This window comes from Cobetia sp. QF-1, from assembly GCF_002213105.1.
In the GTDB taxonomy this organism is placed as follows: Bacteria; Pseudomonadota; Gammaproteobacteria; order Pseudomonadales; family Halomonadaceae; genus Cobetia; species Cobetia crustatorum.
In genome coordinates this window covers 114,425-134,659 of sequence record NZ_NBVS01000007.1, presented here as the reverse complement: position 1 = coordinate 134,659, position 20,235 = coordinate 114,425, and the positions used below count along the sequence as shown (strand labels likewise).

General features: G+C 56.9%; 20 protein-coding genes. 11 read left to right on the top strand and 9 right to left on the bottom strand.

The window, feature by feature from the left end; translation table 11 throughout:
- Positions 1-216 precede the first annotated feature (216 nt).
- The 6 genes from CFN46_RS13475 to CFN46_RS13450 all read left to right on the top strand — a co-directional run bounded on the left by CFN46_RS13475 (position 217) and on the right by CFN46_RS13450 (position 5,137).
- Entirely contained in the window at positions 217-1,068 is an 852-nt protein-coding gene (locus CFN46_RS13475) for a trimeric intracellular cation channel family protein (protein ID WP_024953256.1), read from the top strand.
- A gap of 122 nt (positions 1,069-1,190) precedes the next feature.
- A complete protein-coding gene (locus CFN46_RS13470; RefSeq protein WP_024953257.1) occupies positions 1,191-1,805 on the top strand; it encodes a TetR/AcrR family transcriptional regulator in 615 nt (204 codons plus the stop codon).
- 221 nt (positions 1,806-2,026) lie between these two features.
- A complete protein-coding gene (locus CFN46_RS13465) occupies positions 2,027-2,761 on the top strand; it encodes an SDR family oxidoreductase (protein ID WP_024953258.1) in 735 nt (244 codons plus the stop codon).
- A 62-nt stretch (positions 2,762-2,823) separates the two neighbouring features.
- Positions 2,824-3,132: an EthD family reductase gene (locus CFN46_RS13460; RefSeq protein ID WP_088743768.1), complete on the top strand. Its 309-nt coding sequence runs from the start codon at positions 2,824-2,826 to the stop codon at positions 3,130-3,132.
- A 245-nt stretch (positions 3,133-3,377) separates the two neighbouring features.
- Entirely contained in the window at positions 3,378-4,268 is an 891-nt protein-coding gene (locus tag CFN46_RS13455) for a LysR family transcriptional regulator (protein ID WP_024953260.1), read from the top strand.
- A 245-nt stretch (positions 4,269-4,513) separates the two neighbouring features.
- Positions 4,514-5,137, top strand: a complete 624-nt coding sequence (locus CFN46_RS13450; RefSeq protein WP_211242485.1) for an HD family hydrolase — start codon at positions 4,514-4,516, stop codon at positions 5,135-5,137.
- Positions 5,138-5,306: 169 nt separating this feature from the next.
- On the opposite strand, the gene CFN46_RS13445 is transcribed toward CFN46_RS13450, so the two are convergent.
- Both CFN46_RS13445 and trxA read right to left on the bottom strand, forming a co-directional pair.
- Complete coding sequence (locus tag CFN46_RS13445; protein WP_217897826.1) at positions 5,307-6,458, bottom strand: L-dopachrome tautomerase-related protein; 1,152 nt, start codon at positions 6,456-6,458, stop codon at positions 5,307-5,309.
- 221 nt (positions 6,459-6,679) lie between these two features.
- Complete coding sequence (trxA, locus tag CFN46_RS13440) at positions 6,680-7,003, bottom strand: thioredoxin (RefSeq protein WP_024952584.1); 324 nt, start codon at positions 7,001-7,003, stop codon at positions 6,680-6,682.
- Between the two features lie 347 nt (positions 7,004-7,350).
- On the opposite strand from trxA, the gene CFN46_RS13435 reads away from it, so the two are divergent.
- From CFN46_RS13435 to chrA, 4 genes are all read left to right on the top strand, one after another.
- Positions 7,351-7,794 (top strand): ArsR family transcriptional regulator, encoded by a 444-nt coding sequence (locus CFN46_RS13435; RefSeq protein ID WP_088743767.1) that lies wholly within the window; start codon positions 7,351-7,353, stop codon positions 7,792-7,794.
- A gap of 158 nt (positions 7,795-7,952) precedes the next feature.
- Positions 7,953-9,002, top strand: coding sequence for an ArsJ-associated glyceraldehyde-3-phosphate dehydrogenase (locus CFN46_RS13430; RefSeq protein WP_088743821.1), 1,050 nt, complete (start codon positions 7,953-7,955; stop codon positions 9,000-9,002).
- Between the two features lies 1 nt (position 9,003).
- Positions 9,004-10,299 (top strand): organoarsenical effux MFS transporter ArsJ, encoded by a 1,296-nt coding sequence (gene arsJ / locus CFN46_RS13425; protein WP_088743766.1) that lies wholly within the window; start codon positions 9,004-9,006, stop codon positions 10,297-10,299.
- Positions 10,300-10,524: 225 nt separating this feature from the next.
- Complete coding sequence (gene chrA / locus CFN46_RS13420; RefSeq protein ID WP_339378990.1) at positions 10,525-11,799, top strand: chromate efflux transporter; 1,275 nt, start codon at positions 10,525-10,527, stop codon at positions 11,797-11,799.
- A 124-nt stretch (positions 11,800-11,923) separates the two neighbouring features.
- Here the strand turns inward: chrA and CFN46_RS13415 are convergent, their stop codons facing one another.
- The 7 genes from CFN46_RS13415 to CFN46_RS13385 all read right to left on the bottom strand — a co-directional run bounded on the left by CFN46_RS13415 (position 11,924) and on the right by CFN46_RS13385 (position 19,050).
- Positions 11,924-13,147: a GAK system CofD-like protein gene (locus CFN46_RS13415; RefSeq protein ID WP_088743765.1), complete on the bottom strand. Its 1,224-nt coding sequence runs from the start codon at positions 13,145-13,147 to the stop codon at positions 11,924-11,926.
- 153 nt (positions 13,148-13,300) lie between these two features.
- Positions 13,301-14,035 (bottom strand): HAD family phosphatase, encoded by a 735-nt coding sequence (locus tag CFN46_RS13410; RefSeq protein WP_088743764.1) that lies wholly within the window; start codon positions 14,033-14,035, stop codon positions 13,301-13,303.
- Positions 14,032-15,237, bottom strand: coding sequence for an ABC transporter ATP-binding protein (locus CFN46_RS13405; protein ID WP_024952591.1), 1,206 nt, complete (start codon positions 15,235-15,237; stop codon positions 14,032-14,034). The genes CFN46_RS13410 and CFN46_RS13405 overlap by 4 nt, the downstream gene beginning before the upstream one ends.
- Positions 15,237-16,178, bottom strand: coding sequence for an ABC transporter permease (locus CFN46_RS13400; RefSeq protein ID WP_217897825.1), 942 nt, complete (start codon positions 16,176-16,178; stop codon positions 15,237-15,239). Before CFN46_RS13400 ends, CFN46_RS13405 begins: the two co-directional genes overlap by 1 nt.
- Positions 16,162-17,013, bottom strand: a complete 852-nt coding sequence (locus tag CFN46_RS13395) for an ABC transporter permease subunit (protein WP_246116481.1) — start codon at positions 17,011-17,013, stop codon at positions 16,162-16,164. The genes CFN46_RS13400 and CFN46_RS13395 overlap by 17 nt, the downstream gene beginning before the upstream one ends.
- Positions 17,010-17,852 carry an alkaline phosphatase family protein gene (locus CFN46_RS13390; protein WP_088743763.1) on the bottom strand — a complete coding sequence of 281 codons (843 nt, stop codon included), beginning with the start codon at positions 17,850-17,852 and terminating at the stop codon, positions 17,010-17,012. The genes CFN46_RS13395 and CFN46_RS13390 overlap by 4 nt, the downstream gene beginning before the upstream one ends.
- Positions 17,853-17,946: 94 nt before the next feature.
- Positions 17,947-19,050 (bottom strand): ABC transporter substrate-binding protein, encoded by a 1,104-nt coding sequence (locus CFN46_RS13385; RefSeq protein ID WP_254918490.1) that lies wholly within the window; start codon positions 19,048-19,050, stop codon positions 17,947-17,949.
- Positions 19,051-19,466: 416 nt separating this feature from the next.
- Between CFN46_RS13385 and CFN46_RS13380 the strand changes: the two genes are divergently transcribed.
- Positions 19,467-20,225, top strand: coding sequence for a UTRA domain-containing protein (locus CFN46_RS13380; protein ID WP_088743816.1), 759 nt, complete (start codon positions 19,467-19,469; stop codon positions 20,223-20,225).
- Positions 20,226-20,235: the final 10 nt, after the last annotated feature.

Sequence of the window (20,235 nt, the reverse complement as noted above, 5' to 3'; positions counted from 1 at the left end):
TGTAGAGAGTGATCTACCTCGCTGCCGGGACTGAGGGTGCTCTTCGCTATTCCCTTGCATGACTCAGTGCTACCTTTCGCTATCACGGTTGGCATGGCCATGCCGCGTGATAACGCAATGCTGATGACATTAAAAGAAACGCTATGGGCATCGGCACTCTGTCATACACGCCATAAGAAACGTGTGCCGAGTCATATTGCAAAGAAAGGTGGTGGTATGAATTGGATAACCTGGCTGGATTTGGCCGGTGTAATGATCTTCGCGCTCACGGGCGTAGTCGTGGCTTGCCGTTCACGGATGGATCCGTTCGGCATGTTGGTACTTGGCGCTGTGACAGGGATTGGCGGCGGCACGCTACGCGACCTCGTGTTGGGTATTGGGCCGGTCTTCTGGGTTGAGCAGCCCATCTATCTATGGGTGATCCTGCTCACCGTGTTGGTCGCGACACTCGGGTTCCACTATATCCATCGTCTGACACGCATTTTCCTACCTGTTACTGATGCATTTGGGTTGGCGCTATTTACCGTAATCGGTGCCCACAAGGCGCGCATGATGGGGATGGACGGTATCGTGGCCGTCGTGATGGGCACCATGAGTGGTGTCGCTGGCGGCATGATTCGCGATGTGCTCGCACGACGAGTGCCGATGGTGCTGCGTCAGGAAATCTATGCCTCGGCATCGCTGGCGGGCGGTATCCTCTATATTGCCTTGCTGGAGCTAGGCCTGCCGCTGCGCTGGGCAACGGGCGCTGCCATCATGGCGGTGCTGATGATTCGCCTGCCAGCCATCTACTGGAACCTGACATTGCCGACCTTTGCCTGGGTCATCGTGCCACCTCCTGAAGCGTCTGCAGGTGAGGATGGCAAGGCCCATCGCTCGGCAGACAAAGAGCATGATCAAGGCGACTCGGAGTTTTCTACTACTCTTGGTGGCGCCGTCGGGATCAGCAAGATCGAGGCCTCGATGCAGCTTGATCTGCCGCCTGAGTCCCTGGTCTTGCCACGGCGTACGCCCAAGGCCCGTGTCAGAATGCTGCGCCCGGGCGAGCGCCGGCGAGGGGGAAGTTGACCCTGTGCTGTCCAGTGGCCATTTTCTAGCCGTGGAGGGTGTTTCTTACCCTCTGGTACAATAGAGCTGAAAATGGATGTCGACCGAGATTCCGGTCGGTGGAAAGACGAGGAGTCATCGAGATGGCAGGCGGACGCAAGCGCGAGTTTGACGAGCATATCGCCTTGCAAAAGGCGATGGAGGTCTTCTGGCGCAAGGGGTATACCGCAGCAACGCTGTCGGATCTTACCCAGCAGATGGGGATCAACAAGACCAGCATGTACAGTGCCTTCGGCAACAAGGCGGCACTATTCGTCAAGGCGGCACGTCACTACGTCGAGACGGAAATGCGTGCGCACTTTACGCACTTGCATACCCCCGATGTATCGCTCGGTAAGCGGCTGCGGGATTACATGGTCTCGGTGGTGAGCATGCAGTCAGCAACACCACAGCCCAAGGGCTGCTTTCTGGTGCTGTGTCAGTCGGAAGTTGCCTCAGGCGACATGCCGGAAGAGGCCAGGACGCTGCTGGAGCAAGAAGATCGCATGGCGCTTCAGATGTTTACTGCACTGTTTGAACAGGATTCTGAAGCCATCTCGCTCGGACTCGATAAGGCAGCCGCCGCCAATGCACTGACGTTGTATACGGTGCTCAAGGGCACTGCTGCAATGGCACGCTCAGGAGTGTCAGCACAGCAACTCGAAGTTGTCGTCGAGACAGCGCTGCGTGGGATTGGACTTGAGGCGACGCCATACTGAGATATCGCCTCATTGATCATCAGCATAAGGGCTCTCCATTCTCCATGGAGAGCCCTTCGCGTTTCTGGGGTACGGCCGCTAGCTCAATGCTGTGATTGTCCTGTGAAAAAGAATGCGGTGCCGAGCGTTGTCATTATATACCGATAGGTATAGTATTTATTTCATACCGATCGGTACATAATTTTTCTCAGGTACCGGACATGCATTGGCAGGAGAAAGTCATGAGCTATTCACTCAAGGGTAAGGTCGCACTGGTTACTGGCGCGAATCGTGGTATTGGCAAGTCCATCGTGGATGCCTTCTTCGCCAGCGGCGTGGCCAAGGTCTATCTGGCGGTGCGCAACCCGGAAAGCACTCAGGAACTGCAAGCTCAATACGGCGATAGAGTCGTCGCGCTGCCGGTTGATGTGACTGATGAAGCCTCCGTCAAGAGACTGGCTGAGCAAACGCGTGACGTTGAGATTCTGGTCAACAATGCTGGCGTGATGAACCTGGTGTCTCCGCTGGATGAAGGGGCAGAAGCTGCGCTGCAGCACGAATTCAACGTCAATGTCTTTGGTTTGCTGCGCACTGCGCAGGCATTCGCCGGTACACTTGAGGCCAACAAGGGTGTGCTGGTTCAGCTCAATTCCATCGCCTCCATGAAGACCTTTGGTGACATGACGACCTATTGTGCCTCTAAGGCCGCGGCTTACTCCGTGACGCAGGGGCTGCGTGAAAAGCTAGGCGAGAAGGGGGTCAGCGTCGTCAGCGTGCACCCGGGGCCGATTGCGACTGACATGGGCAAGAGCGCAGGCTTCGACGATGCACCGCAAGCAGAAGTCGTGGCTGCCAGCATCGTCAGTGCACTGGAATCCGGTGATTTCCACGCCTTCCCGGATGAAGTGGCCAAGCAGATTGAAGCGGCCTACCAGAGCTACGCCGAGAATGTCATCCTGGGTGAAATGTCGGTCTAACGGCCTGACCATCTGAGTTATGCTGTGAATCTCGAGTTGGCGTCTTCTTTGGAGAGTGTGTGATGATCAAGGTGAACGTGCTTTATCCCAATGGTCCGCAAGCGACCTTTGATTTCGATTACTACCGTAATACGCATCTGCCACTTGTTGCCGAATTATTGGGAGACGCTCTCCAGGACAAGCATGTTGAGATGGGGCTTGATGCAAGCCCCGGGGGCGAAAAAGCCCCCTATATCGCCATTGGCTCGTTGTACTTTGCGACGGTTGAGGCATTTCATGCCTCTTTAGGACCTCACGCAGAGCAGCTGATGGCAGATGTGATCAACTTCACCAACACTCAGCCTTCATTCCAGGTGAGCGAGTTGTTGTAAGCCTCTCGAATCTTCGCGGCAACATCCGACGGCCTGCCTCTTCATGATTGAAGAGGCAGGCCGTTTTGGCGTGTGGAGCTTGTCCCGCTAGATCGCGATAACAGTAAATATCCTGTGGGATTTCTGCCACTATCAGCGGCAAGTCTACTGTAGGTTTCGGGTAACAAGCTTCTAGAGCAGGATTTTGGGGCAGGTTCCTGGGGCGACGAAAAGGATGGCAGACATCAGTGCAGTGAGGAGACAGTATGCGGAGTCGCTCGGAGGATCTTGAGCTGTTGTTGGCGGTGGTCGATAGTGGTGGCTTCAGTGCCGCAGCCAATCGCCTGGATGTGCCAGTGGCCAAGGTGTCGCGTGCTATTCAGCGACTGGAGCGCCAGCTTGAAACGCCATTACTCAATCGCACCACCCGCAGTGTTGCGCTGACAGATGAAGGGCGTGGCTTCGTTGAGCGAGTGCGCGAGGGGCTGCAGCTTCTGGGAGGGGCCGAAGAGGTGCTGATACAGCAGCGGGATCAGCCCGTCGGGCGGCTGCGTGTCGATGCCGCGAGCCCCTTTGTACTTCATCAGCTAGTACCGTTGGTGGGAGAGTTCGGTCGCTGCTATCCCGGTATTTCACTGGAGCTGTCGGCGGCAGATGACATCATCAATCTGCTTGAGCAGCACACGGATGTGGCAATCAGGATCGGGGAACTAGAGGATTCGACTCTGCATGCCAGAGCACTCGGGCGCTCACCGTTACATCTGGTCGCGAGTCCCGGTTATCTGAGCGAGCATGGTGTGCCCGCAAGCGTGGCGTCATTGTCCTCACATCGCTTGCTGGGTTTCATTGCGCCAAGCCGTTTGAATTGTTGGCCATTGAAGGGGGCCGTGAATGGCTACGATGTCACTCCCTATCTCCCCACGAGTAGTGGTGAGGTGATGCGTCAGCTGTGTCTGGCCGGGCAGGGTATCGGCTTGATTTCGCGTTTCATGCTCACGAATGATCTGCGAAGCGGCGCATTGGTTGAGGTATTGCCAGGCCATGTACAGTCACCGAATGCGCGCGAGCAGATTCAGGCGGTCTATTATCGCAATAGCACACTCTCGCCTCGAATTAGTGCCTTTCTAGATTTTCTGGCCCTGCGCTTGATGCTGTAAATACCGAGAAGAGGACAGGGCCAGCAGGTACCGCTATTCACGCTCTATTCGCTTTCGGAGCCTGATGCTATCGGGCGCGGCAAGCGACTCTCTCCAAGGGCAGTACATCTTGAATTTGATCACACAGCCGAATACCTTGGCCATCAGGGAAATCAGCTTATTGAATGATCATTGAGATGATTGCCCCGGCACGCTGAACGGTTCAAGGGGCAATGGCAAATGCCTAGTGTTTGCTTGGAGATGGAATGATGCAAGCCACTGTATTGGATAAGCAGTTGAGTTTTTTAAGAGAAATAGATCGACTGAAAACAGTCGTAAGGCAATCGCCATTGCTGGACAACAGTCGGAAAGAAAACTCAGCCGAGCATTCCTGGCACTTGGCGATGTACGCCTTGCTACTGAATGAATACGCCGGTGGGTCAGTGAATACCCATCGAGTTGTACAGATGCTCCTGCTGCATGATGTTGTCGAAATAGACGCAGGCGATTTCCCGATTCATGATGAATCTTCAAGCAACTCCCAAGCTGAAGAAGAATCTGAAGCAGCCAAGCGATTGTTCGGCTTATTACCTCAGCAACAAGGCAACGAATTTCTGGCGCTATGGCGAGAATTTGAGTCTGCTGAGACAGAAGACGCGAAATTTGCCAAGGCACTGGATCGCTTTCAGCCTCTCCTCGTGAATGTCTTCACCTCCGGTGGAACTTGGAAAGAGAATGATGTTTCCCTTGAGCAGGTCTTCTCTCGGTATGGTCCTGTCATCCAACGTGGGGCGCCGCTGCTATGGGATGTGTGTGAGCAATGGGTAACTCAGCATTTTTCCGAACAAGCATCACGAGCCTCGGGCTTGCAGAAGGGCGACAAGGAATGACATCTCGCGATGCTGCCTGATGAAGGGGAGTACGCTTGCAGCAATAGGCGCTATTCCGGAGAGGCTGCTGTCTACTGCCCAGAATGCACGACAACGTAAAGCGCTCGCGCCTTTGATAGGCGCGAGCGCTTTACGTCAGATCAATGCATCTTCATACAAGTCAGTTGGTTCAATCATTCGTCGGCCATACCTTGTAGATGTGATACGGCGGCTGACCACTATCCTTGCCACCATTGAAAGGGGGTGTGCTGTCGAGCTGATTGACGGTCACGTATAGCCAGCCGTCGGCAGCCAGGCGCACACCATCGGGCCAATCCAATCGCTCATCGCGCACCAACGGCGAAAGCTTGCCATCAGGCGTCAGCACATCGAGGCCGTGCTGATTGAGGTTGGTGAAATAGTGCGTGCCGTCAGGACCGGTTTCTGCGCCGTCCGAGACGGGCTTGTCGCCCACGCGTGTAATAGCGGCAGCGATGGTGGCGTGAGAGGCGTCATCACGTAGCAATTTGGTCGGCACGCTGTACCAGCTGTTGCCCGTCATCGCGCCGAAATAGAGCGTATCACCGCCTGCTGATAGCGTGATCGGGTCCACGCCTACCTTGGCAGGCTGGCCATTGAACTGTACTGCATGGCCATCAATGCGCAAGTCGACATCCGGCTCGGCATCAAGCGAAGGATGCTGGCTGAAACGAGTGGTCTTGCCGCTATCGAGATCGACGGTGATCAATCCTGGATTGGCGATGTCGGCGAGATAGGCCATGCCGCGTGCGCGGTCTACGGCGAGATCTTGAATGAAGCTACCCTTGGGGGCGATCTTGGCTGGCAATTCCAGCTTGGTGATCAACTTGCCACTCTCGATGTCGAATCCCCACAGGCGTGTCTTGCCGAGATGGATGCCCATGTCGGTCATCCACAGGCCGCCGTGGCCATCCTGAAAGATGCCTAGCGGCGAATCGATGGTCGCGTCGCCATAGCGGCCGGCATGCGTCTGGTAAGCCGGTGATGGCCAGGCGCGGTAGCTGTTCTGACCAGTGATTTCGACTAGCTGTACGTCGTGATCACCATCCATCGGGTGAATGGTGGCGAAAATCCGCCCGCTAGGCGTGACGGCAACATTACCAGGGCGGATCTGCATGACCGCAACCGAGCGCATTTCCCCATAAGCCGGGCCCGGCTTGAGGGTAGAGGTTGTGGCGGGCAATGTAGAATGTTCCATGCCACAGCCCGTTAACAGGCCGCCGAACAGAACCAGACTGCCGAACAGAGTGAGGCTGCCCAGTAGTGCGACAGGCCGCTTAAACCCAAATGCCGCAGTATGCATCAATGCTTCCTTATATCTGGATGACTATCATGTCTGTACGAAGGGGCAGGGTAATGATTTTACAGGCGAATGCCAAAGCTCTTGAACTGATAGCCTGTTGCACGCAATGTGCCAAAATGCCATTTGAATCAATATATTAGGTTTTCTTCCAGATCGCGCGACACAAAAAACGCCCTTGCAGTCAGCGAAGGGCGTCTTTCGTTCGGGCGTTTTCTAAAGGATCAAGCGTGACGCGCGATCATGGCGTCGAAGTTTTCTTTCGGCTGAACGCCTGTCAGGGCTTCGATTTTTTCACCCGCCTTGAACAGCGCGATGGTAGGTAGGCCACGCACACCGTTCTGTGCGGCGAGATCCGGTGCATCATCGACGTTGATGGCGACGACCTTGAGCGCGTCACCTTGCTCTTCGGCGATGGACTCGACAATCGGGTCAAGCATCTTGCACGGGCCGCACCACGGCGCCCAGAACTTCACCAGCACCGGCTGTGCGCTCTCGGTGACTTCCTGGGTGTAATTGCTGTCGATAACCTGAGTGAAATTAGCCATTCATATCTCCTGTGCATCACAAGGATGCGTGATTCAGTGGAGTGCTGCCTGCACTTTATAGGCACACACTAACGCCGTAAGACTTTGGTTCGCAAGCGCGTTTCTCCTCGAGGCAGGAAACATTTGCGTGCCATTCAGGCAACAGTAATCCACCACCCTTGAATCACTATGGAAGAGGGTTCGCGTGACAGTGTCACTAGACTGACGCATAAGTGTCATTTGATATACGGTAAAACGTATATATGATATTTCATATGTCGATAGGGGTTTGCATCACAGGCTACGTCTGTTGTTGCCGAGTTCAAGCGATATCAGCCATGGATGGATGACACAGTGAGAGGTCTCCAATGACGCTAAGTAGCGCTGCACAAACAAGTGATTCGGATGCTCGCTCTCAGCCTGACGCATCACTCACACCGCTGAAGGTATTCAAGTGTCTCGCCGACGATACCCGTTTGACGCTGATGCAATTGCTGTCACAAGGCGGTGAGCTCTGTGTTTGCGAGTTGATATGGGTGTTGGAACAGCGCGAGCTGGATGTCCAGTCAACGGGCGCCTCGCTGGCCGCAATCTCACAGCCCAAGGTCTCGCGGCATCTGGCGCAATTACGTGAATGTGGCTTGTTGAGTAGCGAACGGCGTGGCCAATGGGTGTATTACCGTCTACCTGTCGACCGGCCACAATGGCTTGAGAACATTCTTTCTACGGCCTGTCAGGCCCAGCAGGTCGAGGTCTCGCGCTGGTCGACATGGCTTGACGGGATGCCCAACCGGCCTGAACGCTGTTGTTGAACGCGGCTGAGCATCTCCATCTCCATTTCCTTTGCGCCCTTGCATTGCCGTCATCTTGCTTCGCTAGTCCTATTTTCTGAACTGTCAGTGAGGAACTCTCCATGTGTCCAGCACATACCGCACCATCTTACGCCGCCTCTCTTCATGTGCCTGAGGGCATGCGTCCGCTCCGTATCGGTATCAATGGCTTTGGCCGTATTGGACGCCTCGCGCTGCGTGCCTTGTGGACGCTGAGAGAGAGAGTGTCGCTCGATATCGTGCGCATCAATGATCCGGGGGGCAATGCGATGACCTTTGCACACTTGCTGGAGTTCGATTCCGTGCATGGCCAGTGGTCACCAGGGGCGGGTATTGCCAGTGACGATGACTCGATCACGATCGACGGTGATCGTACTGCCTTCTCATCACAGCGCGAGATAACGGCAACTGACTGGTCGAAATGCGATGTGGTGATCGAGGCGTCCGGCAAGATAAAGACCACTGAACTGCTGAATGCTTATCTTGTACAGGGCGTCGGGCGTGTCGTGGTCTCTGCACCGGTGAAGGAAGAGGGCGTGCTCAACATCGTCATGGGTGTTAATGACCATCTCTATGTGGCTGGTGAGCATCGTATCGTCACTGCCGCCAGTTGCACGACCAACTGCCTCGCGCCCGTCATCAAGGTCATTCAGGCACAGTTCGGTATCCGTCACGGTTCAATGACGACGGTACACGACATCACCAATACGCAGACGATTCTCGATGCACCTCATAACGATCTGCGGCGTGCCCGTGCCTGTGGCATGAGCCTGATTCCGACCACCACCGGCTCTGCCAAGGCCATCAGTGCCATCTTCCCGGAGCTTGAAGGCCGTTTGAATGGTCACGCCATCCGCGTACCACTGGCCAATGCCTCGCTCACCGACATGGTGTTCGAGCTTCAGCGAGAAGTGACGGTAGACGAGGTCAATCAGGCCCTCAAGACTGCGGCCGAAGGTGAGTTGCGTGGCGTGCTCGGCTTCGAGACGCGCCCCCTAGTATCGATCGATTACCGTACCGACTCGCGCTCCAGCATCATCGATGCGCTCTCGACCATGGTTGTCGCGGGGACTCAGCTCAAGCTGTATGCCTGGTATGACAATGAGTGGGGCTATGCCAACCGCACCGCGGAGCTGGCCTTGAAAGTCGGCCTGGGCGATCTGACCAAAGCCGCCTCACAGGAGCGCTGAAATGCTTGCCCGCCTGCGAGAGCTGCCCCATGAGGTGCGCCAGTACCTGCTGGTGACGGGAAATTACTGGGCCTTCACGCTGACGGATGGCGCGTTGCGCATGCTGGTGGTGCTGCATTTCCACTCGCTGGGATATTCGGCGCTGGAAGTCGCGATGCTCTTTCTGTTCTATGAGGCCTTCGGAGTGGTCACCAACCTCGTCGGCGGCTGGCTGGGGGCACGCCTCGGGCTCAATCACACCATGAACGCTGGGCTTGCGTTGCAGCTTGTCGCGCTGGGGATGTTGCTGGTACCTGAGGTTTCACTCACGGTGATGTGGGTCATGATGGCGCAGGCATTGTCGGGGATCGCAAAAGACCTCAACAAGATGAGCGCCAAGAGTGCCATCAAGGTACTGGTACCGAAAGATGAGGCCATTGAGCAGCGCCAGGGAGCACTCTATCGCTGGGTCGCCTTGCTCACTGGCTCCAAGAATGCGCTCAAGGGGCTGGGCTTCTTCCTCGGCGGAGCCGCGCTGAGTGTCGTCGGTTTCCAGGGCACGGTGCTGGCCATGTGGGTCATGCTGGCAGGGGTATTGGTGCTGTCACTGCGCCATCTGACGGCGGCGCTGGGTCAGAGCACAGGCAAGCGCAAGCCAGCCTTCCGTGAGATGTTCTCGACATCACGGGCGGTGAATGTGCTGTCGGCTGCTCGCTTGTGCCTGTTCGCGGCACGTGATGTGTGGTTCGTCGTGGCACTTCCGGTGTACCTGGCGGAGGTGCACGGCTGGCATTTCTGGACGGTCGGCGTATTGATGGCTGCCTGGGTGATCGGATACGGCGGAGTACAGACCCAGGCCCCTCGTATCACCGGCCCGCTCTCGCGACGCTTGGTAGGCGACAATAGTATTCGTCATATCACGGTCATGTTGGCGGCAGGGCTGGCACTCCTGCCTGCATTGATGGCCTGCCTGTCACTGGAAGGCGGTGCGATCACTTCACGCTTGGGGGGGCTTCAGCCGCTTGATTGGCTGATTGTCGGACTGATGGCGTTCGGCGTCGTATTCGCCATCAACTCCAGTTGGCACAGCTATCTAATCGTACACTTTGCACGTAACGACGGCGTTTCGATGGATGTCGGCTTCTACTACATGGCCAATGCGATGGGGCGTTTGCTAGGCACTTTGCTGTCTGGTTGGCTGTACCAGGCATATGGCCTTGAAGCCTGTCTGTGGTGGTCAGCGGGGCTGGTGTTGGCAAGTGCTTTATTGGCATTGGGGCTGCCAAGCGATACGCAAGAGAGCACAGAGCACCAATAGATCACGTGGATACCTCTCACCCCGCAAGGTGATGAGGTCTTTCTGGCCTCATGTATTATCGATGTGAGTGTTGTTGTATGTGCCAGTCCATAGCGTCAGTCTCTTGCGCTAGGCCTCTTCGCTAATCGTCATTTTCGTGGCGTAAGCTGGCATGACAGTGATCGAGTCCTTGCTGTCACGATGACATTCGTCGTCGCATCTTTATCTTTGTTCAAGAGAAATGCCATGCCCTTCAGTGATCCCGCAAGCGATGCAACCGTGCAGTCGGCCCCTGACGAGACCATGCAGGTGCCGAAAAACGTGCGGCATCGCGAGGTGTTAGCGACCTTCCTCAAGCTGGGCCTAACCAGCTTTGGGGGTCCCATTGCGCATCTTGGTTACTTCCATGATGAGTTGGTACGTCGTCGTGGCTGGGTGAGTGACAAGGCCTACGCCGAACTAGTGGCGCTCTGCCAGTTTTTGCCGGGGCCGGCGAGCAGTCAGGTCGGCTTTGCGCTCGGCATGGTGCGCGGGAGGGGAGTGATGGGAGGGCTGTTGGCCTGGATAGGCTTTACGTTGCCGTCCGCCCTGGCTCTGCTCATGCTAGTACTGGTGGCTGGCAGTCTCGAGGGCGCGATCGCTTCGGGCGTCATTCACGGTCTCAAGCTGGTAGCCGTTGCAGTGGTCGCGCAGGCGATCTGGGGCATGGCGATCAAACTGTGCCCGGATTTACGCCGCATCTGTCTGGCGTTGCTGGCCATGCTGGGGCTCGCCGTGACCGAGACGGCGCTGATGCAGGTGGGTGTGATTGGGCTTGGGGCATTGCTGGGCATGGTGGTGTGCCGCGAATCAAACGGAGGGAGTTCTCCACGCGCATCCTCTCACGCGCAGGCACCTGATGGGCTGATATTGCCGGTATCGAGAGGGCTTGCACGGGGATGTCTGATCACGTTCTTCGTCCTGCTGGCCGGCCTGCCATTGATGGCCTCCGGTAGCCTGGTCGATATCTTCTATCGTGCTGGTGCCTTGGTGTTCGGCGGTGGGCATGTAGTGTTGCCACTGCTTGAAACCTCCACCGTCGAGACGGGCCGTATCGCAGCAGAGACCTTCCTGACCGGTTATGGGTTGGCTCAAGCAGTGCCAGGCCCGTTATTTACCTTCGCCGCTTGGCTGGGGGCCGGGATGGCGCAAGTGACGGGTGGGTCTGTCGTGGCGGGATCGACTCTCGCTCTGGTGAGCCTCTTCCTGCCGGGAATCTTGCTGTTGATTGGCGTCGCACCCTTGTGGGGACGCCTGAGTGCACGCGCAGGCGCGAGAGCGGCACTGGCAGGTGCCAATGCGGCCGTGGTCGGGGTGCTGGGGATGGCGCTTTATGATCCCTTGTGGACGACCAGCGTGCTGAACCGTCTGGACGTGGTGATTGCGCTAGCAGCTTTCATCGCACTGACACGTTTCTCGCTAGCGCCTTGGAAACTGGTGCTGGGGATGATCTTGATCGGGGTCGTGCGCGGGATGATGTAATCGGTGGCGAGTCCCCGTTCCGACACAACTCCGCCCCGAATACTCAAGTATTCGGGGCGGAGTTGTGTCTAGCCTTGCTGCTCAGAGAAGCAGGTCGCGGGTAACCCGATTGCTGATGCTCACGTTACACCAGCGACAGCAGTGCGGTGACCAGTAATTCATTGTCATAGTAGGGCGCGCTGTTTTCCGTGATCAATTTGGTATCGATCACGGTGACCCCCAATCGTTCCAGTGCTGGCACCGAGACGCCACCAGGATAATCGCCGCGCTGGCTATCGATGAGGACGATGTTGAGCAGGCCCTCCGTTGGGCAGTCGTTGGACATCAGGTTGAGGTCAGCACACAGCGTAGTGAGCAAAATGGCCACTAACTGATCCAGCGTCCTGCCGGTCTGTTCGGGGTCTGGGCAGCAGTTGGGAACATAGACCTTGGGGCACGGATTAGCGAACACCGCACGTCCCACACCGCTGGGTAGCAGATTGGCAATCACGCTGGAATAGAAGCTACCTGGCGGGAAGCAGATCAGTTCAGCAGAGTCGATCAACTGACGATTATTTGCATGCAGTTGAGGGCGCACAGGCTGATAGCTATCGCTTTCATCGTCTTCACCACTTGTTTTCGTCGCTAGTCCGATATGGGCAATCGGGCTTTCCAGTGGCGCGACCTCCTTGCCGGTGATGCGATGTTGACCCACGATCTTGCCACCATCTTCCAGTGTGGCGGCCAGATGACAGTCGGCATTGACGATGGCACGCACCGTACCGCGCACATGCACTAGCTTGGAAAACAGGAAGATGATCTGATCGAGCTGCTGATGATGATTCAAGTAGCCACCGGCAATGATCAAGTTACCGATACTGGCGCCGCGCAGATCGAAATCGGCAGGCATGGCCTCGATGAGAAAGCCTAGTTGATGACAGATGAGGGTGCGCATGGGCTCCGCCACGGCCAGGCTTAGTGGATGACGTCCCGCGGCCAGTTCGCGCAGGGTGGCATGTAGCATTTCCTGCCTTGCTTCACTGGGGAGGCGATGCGTAAACAGCCGATAGATCTCGGGATGGCCCAGTACGCTATCATCGGCCAGCGCCATCAGGCGTGAGCGCAGATCACCGATGGCCGGCATCGAGAAGGCGTCACGTAACTTGGCAGAACTGCCACCGGAATCGAAGGGGGTGACCAGATGAATGCTGTGATAGGTATAACGCGTCAAGGTACGTGCAATGCCCGTCAACGCCGAGCCGCCACTAAAGAATAGTACGCGTGGCCCGACTTCTGGTGCCTTCTGATATCGCCTGACACGTAACGGGTCCGGTACCCGTGCGATGCGGCTGACTTTGACCTCTGCCATAGTCCGGCTTCCTTTGCCTTTTCACTTTGGCATAGAGTGCCCTTTTTTGGCGTAAGCGTCGCCTTTTTAGAGATACTGTCAGGGCTGAAACGACTCATGCCGGCTGACTGATATTGAGTGGCGACGCTTGTTTCCAGTCTTTGATTTGTGAATCTATCTCGCGCGTGACTGCCAGTGCAGTGTCTGCCAGTCGCGCTCATGCGCGATGGCTGCCAGGCAAGGGTCAGGGCGCACGACGTAGGGATGATCGACAAACTCCAGCAAGGGCAGATCATTGCGTGAGTCGGAATAGCCCCAGCACGGTTGCATGCGCATGTCTGTCTGCGCTGGTAGTTGCTCAGCTTGCCAGGCCTTGAGCGCATCCAGCTTGCCGTCGCGGAAGGTGCGGATCCCCGTCGCCTGGCCGGTATAGCAATCCTTGTCGATCTCGAGTGCAGTCGCCAGTGCTGCATCAACCCCGAGGCGTTTGGCGAGCGGTGCTACCAGCTGTGCAGTCGAGGCTGAAATGATCACTACCTGATGGCCTTGAGCCTGATGCCAGGCGATACGTTCAAGTCCTTCGCTGAAAAGGCGTGGTATCAGCTCAGCCTCAATGAAGTATTCCACCTCAGCAGTGACAGCAGCGACGTTACGCCCGATCAGCGGTGACAGTAGATGCTCAAGATGGTCTTCCATATCGAGATTGCCAGCCATGTAGTCCTCCATCTGGCGTGTCCAGATGGCTCGGTATTCATCACCGTCCTTGATCCAGCCTTGTTGAATCTGCCAGTCAGTCCATAGCCCTGTGGCATCGCCATCGAGCAGGGTGTCATCGAGATCGAAAATCGCCAGCCCCGTCGTCAGAGGCATCGGCAATGATGTCGTGGTCTCACGCAGTGTATTCATCATGACGCCTGCTTGGCCGTGGGCGATGCAGCAGGAATATCGGCTAATGCCTGCACCTCATCCAAGTCGGCATAGACCTGAACGCGCAAGTGCGTGGGCAGCAACTGACGGGAACTGCGGTTGAGTACATCAATATTGAGCCGCAGCCCCTGACAGTCCACCTCGTAGCGCACGATATTGCCAAGCAGTTGGTGGCGGCGAATCACGCCTGGGCAGGCGGGGCCAGAATTGCTGGGTAGTGCCTGGGTCGGAAAATTCACCTGGCTGTCCTGCAGGCCGTAGAGGGAGGAGTCGGGCTGAAGGTAGAGCGCTTCCGGACGCAGCGCGACACGTGGACCATCACTAAGATATCCCAACAATGGCTGGGCTAGCTCACGACCAATCAGATTGTAATGCCCCATGAAGCCGGCAGCGGTGGCATCGACGGGACGGGTATATAGCGCCTCGGCGTTTCCCTGTTGTAGGATACGGCCCTGATGCATCAGGAAGATGCGGTCTGACAGTAGCAGGGCTTCTTCCTGATCGTGGGTCACGAACAGGGTGGTCAGCCCGAGACTCTTCTGAATGTCCCGAATCTGGTCACGTAGATGGCGACGAATACGTGCATCGAGTGCGGACAATGGCTCGTCCAGCAGCAGGATCTGCGGTTCTACAACCAACGCGCGTGCCAACGCTACTCGTTGACGCTGACCACCGGAGAGCTGATGAGGGAAGCGTTGCGCGTGATCGGTCAGCTCGACAAGTCGCAATATTTCGTTCACTCGGCGCTCACGCTCTTCAGGCTGCACCTTTTTCATGCGCAGACCAAAGGCCACATTGTCGACCACGCGCATATTGGGGAACAGCGCATAGTGCTGGAAGACCATCCCGATGCCACGTCGCTGAGGTGGCAGGTGCGTAATGTCATGACCATTGACGATGATCTGTCCCGCATCAACGTTGTTGAGTCCCGCAATGGCGCGTAGCAACGTGGATTTTCCACACCCGGACGGGCCGAGCAGGGTGATGAATTCGCCTCGGGCAATGTCAGCATCGATCTCGGAGAACACCCGAGTGGATCCGAAGCTTTTGGCCAGTCCACTGAGTTTCAAATAGTGCTGATCGGCAGCACGTTCCCGTAGGGCGCTGGTCAAGAGGCCGCCTTCACGTTGGGTATCATCTCGTTGAATGGCGAGAGCGGAAGACGAAGTGTCGGTCGCAAGCATTAGCGGGTCCCTCGGGAATCTGCATCAGGTGTGACGTTGTGTATGGGAGCTGTGAGATCAGTGCCTGACAGGGTGTCGTCGGCCTCATCCACAGGCTGGCCTTCTGTTGCTGGTTGGCGGTTGCCCAGCCAGGTGAGTAATAGAGTGAAGACGAACAAGGTGATCACTAGTGCGCTGGTGAAGTGCCCACTAGCCCCGCGGATATTGTTGAGATAGACCTGCAATGTCTCAAAGCGCGTGCCGACCAGCATGTTGGCAAACACGAACTCTCCCGCCAGGAAGGAGAAGGCAAGGAAGACAGCAATCTGGATGCCGATCCGAATATTGGGAAGTACGACAAGGAAGAATGCCTTGAGCGGACTGGCGCCTAATAGCTGGGCAGCCTCCATCAGTGAGGGCACATCTAGCGCACGCAGGCTATTGGCCAGTGCGCGATACATGAAGGGCAGCACGATGGTGAAGTAGGTCGGAATCAATATCCACGGCGTACCGACGATGGGTAGTGGGCCACCGGCATATAGCTGCAGCAGGCCGACGGAGGAGACGATAGGCGGTACGGCAAACGGTAACAGGATTAGTCCGTTCATCAGGTTGTCGAGCCGCGGGTAGCGGGTATGGGCGAGGAACACCACGGGTACGATCAAGATGAGCGATAGGATAAGAGCACTGACCGCGATCAGAATCGAGCGTCCAAAGGCCGCCAGAAAGCGTGGCGTCGTCCATAACTCAATAAACCATTTGATGGTCAGACCGTCCGGAGTGAGGCTTGCGCCCCAGCGTGTCGCTAGTGCATAGAACAGTGTGGCGACCAGAGGGAGGGCCAGCAATGTGAAGACACTGCCTACCACCAGAGTATACGGATTGAGGAGGCGCAGACGCGCCATCAGGCTTGGCAGGAACGGTTTACCGTGACGGTAAGGCAGTTCAGCGGGAAGTGACATGGTAGCTCCTCCGCATGAGCCATTGCTGGATAAGCGTCACGATGACCAGAATCACGACCAGAACAAGTGCGAGGGCACTGGCTAGTTCCGGCTGCAGGAACAGGTCTCCGGAGACCAGGTTGGCAATGCGGATGGTCATCAGGTTGTAGCTGGTATTCACCAGTGCATAAACGGTGGCATAGGCCCCCATCGCATTGGCGAACAGTACGGTGAGAGTGCCGGCCAATGACGGCCAGAGGACTGGCAGGCCAATATGCTTCCAGTAGGCGACACGTCCAGCCCCTAGCAGGCTGGCAGCTTCACGCCACTCACTTTGCAGTGTGCCGAAGGCTGGATAGAGCAGCAGAATCCCCAGCGGTATCTGGAACCAGGTATAGATGACGATCAGGCCCGTACGTGAGTAAAGATTGAAGTCATCGATGATGCCGATCCGCTCCAGCATCAGTGTCAGCATGCCGTTGGCGCCCATCAGGATGATGAAGGCAAACGCGAGCGGTACCCCGGCAAAATTGCTGGTCATGTTGGTAAAGGCAATCATTGCCCGCGTCAGACGCGGGCCACAGCGATGCATGCTATGGCAGGTGACTGCCGCTATCGCCAGCCCCAATACACTGGACATGAAGGAAATCTCGAGGCTGCGGCCAATGGCCTGCCGGAAGAAGGCAGAGGTCGCAATCTCATGAAAGTGTGCCAGCCCCCAACCGTCCGGTGTCTTGAATGCGCTGATCATCACCCATACCAACGGAGCAATCTGAAAGGCGCCGAAGATGATAGCGAAGGGCAGTAACCACATCACAGGGCTGGTGATCCATCGTTTCAGGCGAGGTGGCATCATGCTGCACTTCCCTTTGCCGACGGCTGAGCGTGTGCAGCAAGCAACGTGTGATTGAGCGCCTTATCGTGTTCAAGACCTAGCAGGGTGGCCACAGTGCCGCAGAGTTCTCGCTGGCGCAGCTCAATTGCCGGTGCACTGGCAAAGGCGCTACCGAACGTCCACAGCGGTACGCGTCGCTCTTCTTCCAATAAGCCAGAATGCGAGCGGTCGGCGTTCATGCCGTGATCCGCAGTGACGATGACCTGATACCCGGCTTCGAGCCATGCAGGCAAGTAGTCAGCAAGGGCGACGTCGGCATGGCGGGCGGCATTGCGATACTGCGGTGAATCGCCGCCATGGCGATGGCCGGCATCGTCAATATTCATGCTATGCACCAGCAGGAAATCCGGGTCATGACGTAGACGCAGCATTTCGGCATCGCTGAACACGTGGTCATCCGGATAATGATCCTGCCAGTAGAAGAGTCCTGCCTGAATGGCGGTATCGGGGTTGTCGAGCCAGCGATGGCGGCTGCGTTCGAAGGGCGCGGCGACATACAGCTCGCTGACCCAGTGATAGGCTGCGGCAGCGGTACGCCTCCCTTGACAGCTGGCCAGATCGAACAGACTGATGCTACGTGAGCGGCGGACCACCTGATTGTTGACGATGCCCGAGTCAACGGGCAGTTCACCGGTGAGTAGACATTCATACAACGGGCGCGACATGGCGGGCAGCTCGCAGTCCAGCGACTGATACTGTCCGCTGCCAGCCTCTACCAATGCGCTCAGGTAGCCCATGGCATGATGGCCGACGGCATGATTGAGGCCATCAAGCACGACAAGAATGACACGCTGGGACATGGTGACTCCGTAAAGCTCAAGACGGCACCGCGCAGGCGGTGCCGTCTGTCAGATGAAGCGCAGCCGGTCAGCAAGATCGCCGACTGCCTCGGTCTTACTGCTGGTGGATCAACACCTGAGACTGCCACTGGCGCGGTAGCTGGCTGGCACTGGCTTCCCAGCCGGCGAAGTCCTGTACGGGGCGAGCATTGGCGTACTGCTCATTGGGTAGCAGCTTGGCAGCGATTTCTTCCGGCAGGGTCAGGTGTTCGGCGCGGATTGGACGAGCGTAGCCTTTGGCCAGATTCAGCTGGCCGGCATCTGACAGGATGTACTCACGTGCAAGCTTCGCCGCATTTGGATGGGCCGCATGCTTGTTGATGATGGTCGCGTAGCCAGAGGTGACGGAGGCATCAGACGGGATCACGACCTCGAAATTGTCGCGGTCGATCTGATCACGATAGTTAAGTGCATTGAAGTCCCACAGCAGCGCGACTTCGACTTCCCCTTTTTCCAGATTGGCGATGGTCGGCTCGGCGAGGGACAGGCGCCCCTGACGGGCCAACTCAGCGAAGACTTCCAGGCCCGGTGTCAGGTCGGATTCCTTGCCGCCATTGGCGAAGGCTGCAGCGAGGATGGCATTATTGGCCTGAGATGCCTTGCCTACGGCACCGACGGAGACGTTGTAATCACCCTTGGCGAGGTCGGCGAAGGAGGTCGGGCGTTGGTCTTCATTGACCAGTGTCTTGTTGATCATGAAGGCGATGGTGCCGGTGTAACCCAGCATCCACTCACCATCCTTGTCCTTGGCCCAGTCAGGAATCTCATCCCAGGTGCTCGGCTTGTAGGCCTGTGTCACGCCCTGCTTGACAGCGATCGGGCCGAAGGCGAAGCCCACGTCACCGATGTCTGCTGTGGCGTTGTCGCCTTCGGCCTTGAACTTGGCAACTTCCTCGGCAGAGCTCATGTCGGTGTCGCTGTGCGCGAGAGAATACTTGGACTCAAGATCGGCCCAGGTGTCTTTCCAGTTGGCCCAGCTGTCCGGCATGCCGACGCTATCGACGCGACCTTCAGCCTGAGCAGACTTCACGAGCGCCTCTACGGCAGCAGCATCAGGCACGTCTGCAGCATTGACGGTGGCACTGCCCAGCAAGGCCGCCATGAAGGCGGAAGCCACTAGGCCGGCAGTACGGGATGAGATGTTGGTGATCGACTTCAAGGATATTTCTCCAGAATGTGGATGAGCAACCGGCGCAAGGGGAAAGTGGCGCAAGCGAGCAGAGTGAAACGTTGGGCCTACTTACAGAGTGTTACGTGATTCATTTTCTGGTCTAGTTCAGATGTAAAGGTCAGGAACGACTTTATCGACTCGTCGTGACAGTTCCGTGTCGTGAATGTGTCGATGTCGTGGCACGGCACCAGACGGATATGCAAGCATTGGGTGGTATTGCCGCACATGTCGTCTCGCTGTCATTCAAACTTCATTGGAATGACATGTAGCTCGGCGAGGTTAAGAGGGGTGACCTCTAAACTAGACCAGAGGTGTGACAACGACATTGTTGAACAATGAATGTCATGCAATTTGCTCGCCATGAATCATCAGGCCACTTTCATGTGCTCTTTCAGGAAACTCGCATGCCATTATCTTCTCCCGACGCCATCAGCCAACATGTGGATACCGTGGCAATCCCCGTGGCGGGTTTGCGCCACAAGTTACTGTCCTATCTGGAAGAGACGGATTTGATGGGCGGTCAGCGCTTACCGTCAGAGCGCCAGATGATGGTGCGTTTCAGCACCACGCGCGTCACGCTGCGTGACGCCTTGCTGCAATTGGAGGCAGAAGGGTGCATCTATCGCGAAAATCGCCGGGGATGGTTCGTCTCGCCGTCTCGGCTGCGATATGACCTACTCGCCTGTCTCCCTTTCAGGGAAATGGTGGAGTCCCAGCAGCGCAAGGCGCAGACCGACTTGTTGACGGCTGCGGAAGTGCCAGCCGATACGGTGATCGCGCGTCGGTTAGGTATCGAGGAAGGGTGTGCTGTCTATCGCATTACGCGGATAAGGCGGATCGACGATCGGCGGGTGTTACACGTCTGCCACCATCTGCGCCGTGATTGTTTCCCGGGAATTCTCGAGTTTGATCTTGCTGTGCATTCGCTGACGGATCTTTATCGCAACGAATACGCGATACGCGTGACACGAGTGAGTTTTGAGTTGGCCTCTACGGTATTGGGTAACGAGGCAGCAGAGGCGCTGAATGCGGCGCAGGGCAGTCCTGCGCAGCGGGTGACACGCATCAATTTCGATCAGAATGGACGTGCCGTGGACTGTGATGACGAACACTGGCGACACGATGCGATCGAACTGACCCTTTCCGCTGCACCGCAGAGATAGGTCTGCCCTG

Excerpts from the sequence above, each read along its gene's own strand:
- CFN46_RS13475 (WP_024953256.1), top strand. The coding sequence starts at position 217 with ATGAATTGGATAACCTGGCTGGATTTGGCCGGTGTAATGATCTTCGCG.
- CFN46_RS13470 (WP_024953257.1), top strand. The coding sequence starts at position 1,191 with ATGGCAGGCGGACGCAAGCGCGAGTTTGACGAGCATATCGCCTTGCAA.
- CFN46_RS13465 (WP_024953258.1), top strand. The coding sequence starts at position 2,027 with ATGAGCTATTCACTCAAGGGTAAGGTCGCACTGGTTACTGGCGCGAAT.
- CFN46_RS13460 (WP_088743768.1), top strand. The coding sequence starts at position 2,824 with ATGATCAAGGTGAACGTGCTTTATCCCAATGGTCCGCAAGCGACCTTT.
- CFN46_RS13455 (WP_024953260.1), top strand. The coding sequence starts at position 3,378 with ATGCGGAGTCGCTCGGAGGATCTTGAGCTGTTGTTGGCGGTGGTCGAT.
- CFN46_RS13450 (WP_211242485.1), top strand. The coding sequence starts at position 4,514 with ATGATGCAAGCCACTGTATTGGATAAGCAGTTGAGTTTTTTAAGAGAA.
- CFN46_RS13445 (WP_217897826.1), bottom strand. The coding sequence starts at position 6,458 with ATGCATACTGCGGCATTTGGGTTTAAGCGGCCTGTCGCACTACTGGGC.
- trxA (WP_024952584.1), bottom strand. The coding sequence starts at position 7,003 with ATGGCTAATTTCACTCAGGTTATCGACAGCAATTACACCCAGGAAGTC.
- CFN46_RS13435 (WP_088743767.1), top strand. The coding sequence starts at position 7,351 with ATGACGCTAAGTAGCGCTGCACAAACAAGTGATTCGGATGCTCGCTCT.
- CFN46_RS13430 (WP_088743821.1), top strand. The coding sequence starts at position 7,953 with ATGCGTCCGCTCCGTATCGGTATCAATGGCTTTGGCCGTATTGGACGC.
- arsJ (WP_088743766.1), top strand. The coding sequence starts at position 9,004 with ATGCTTGCCCGCCTGCGAGAGCTGCCCCATGAGGTGCGCCAGTACCTG.
- chrA (WP_339378990.1), top strand. The coding sequence starts at position 10,525 with ATGCCCTTCAGTGATCCCGCAAGCGATGCAACCGTGCAGTCGGCCCCT.
- CFN46_RS13415 (WP_088743765.1), bottom strand. The coding sequence starts at position 13,147 with ATGGCAGAGGTCAAAGTCAGCCGCATCGCACGGGTACCGGACCCGTTA.
- CFN46_RS13410 (WP_088743764.1), bottom strand. The coding sequence starts at position 14,035 with ATGATGAATACACTGCGTGAGACCACGACATCATTGCCGATGCCTCTG.
- CFN46_RS13405 (WP_024952591.1), bottom strand. The coding sequence starts at position 15,237 with ATGCTTGCGACCGACACTTCGTCTTCCGCTCTCGCCATTCAACGAGAT.
- CFN46_RS13400 (WP_217897825.1), bottom strand. The coding sequence starts at position 16,178 with ATGTCACTTCCCGCTGAACTGCCTTACCGTCACGGTAAACCGTTCCTG.
- CFN46_RS13395 (WP_246116481.1), bottom strand. The coding sequence starts at position 17,013 with ATGATGCCACCTCGCCTGAAACGATGGATCACCAGCCCTGTGATGTGG.
- CFN46_RS13390 (WP_088743763.1), bottom strand. The coding sequence starts at position 17,852 with ATGTCCCAGCGTGTCATTCTTGTCGTGCTTGATGGCCTCAATCATGCC.
- CFN46_RS13380 (WP_088743816.1), top strand. The coding sequence starts at position 19,467 with ATGCCATTATCTTCTCCCGACGCCATCAGCCAACATGTGGATACCGTG.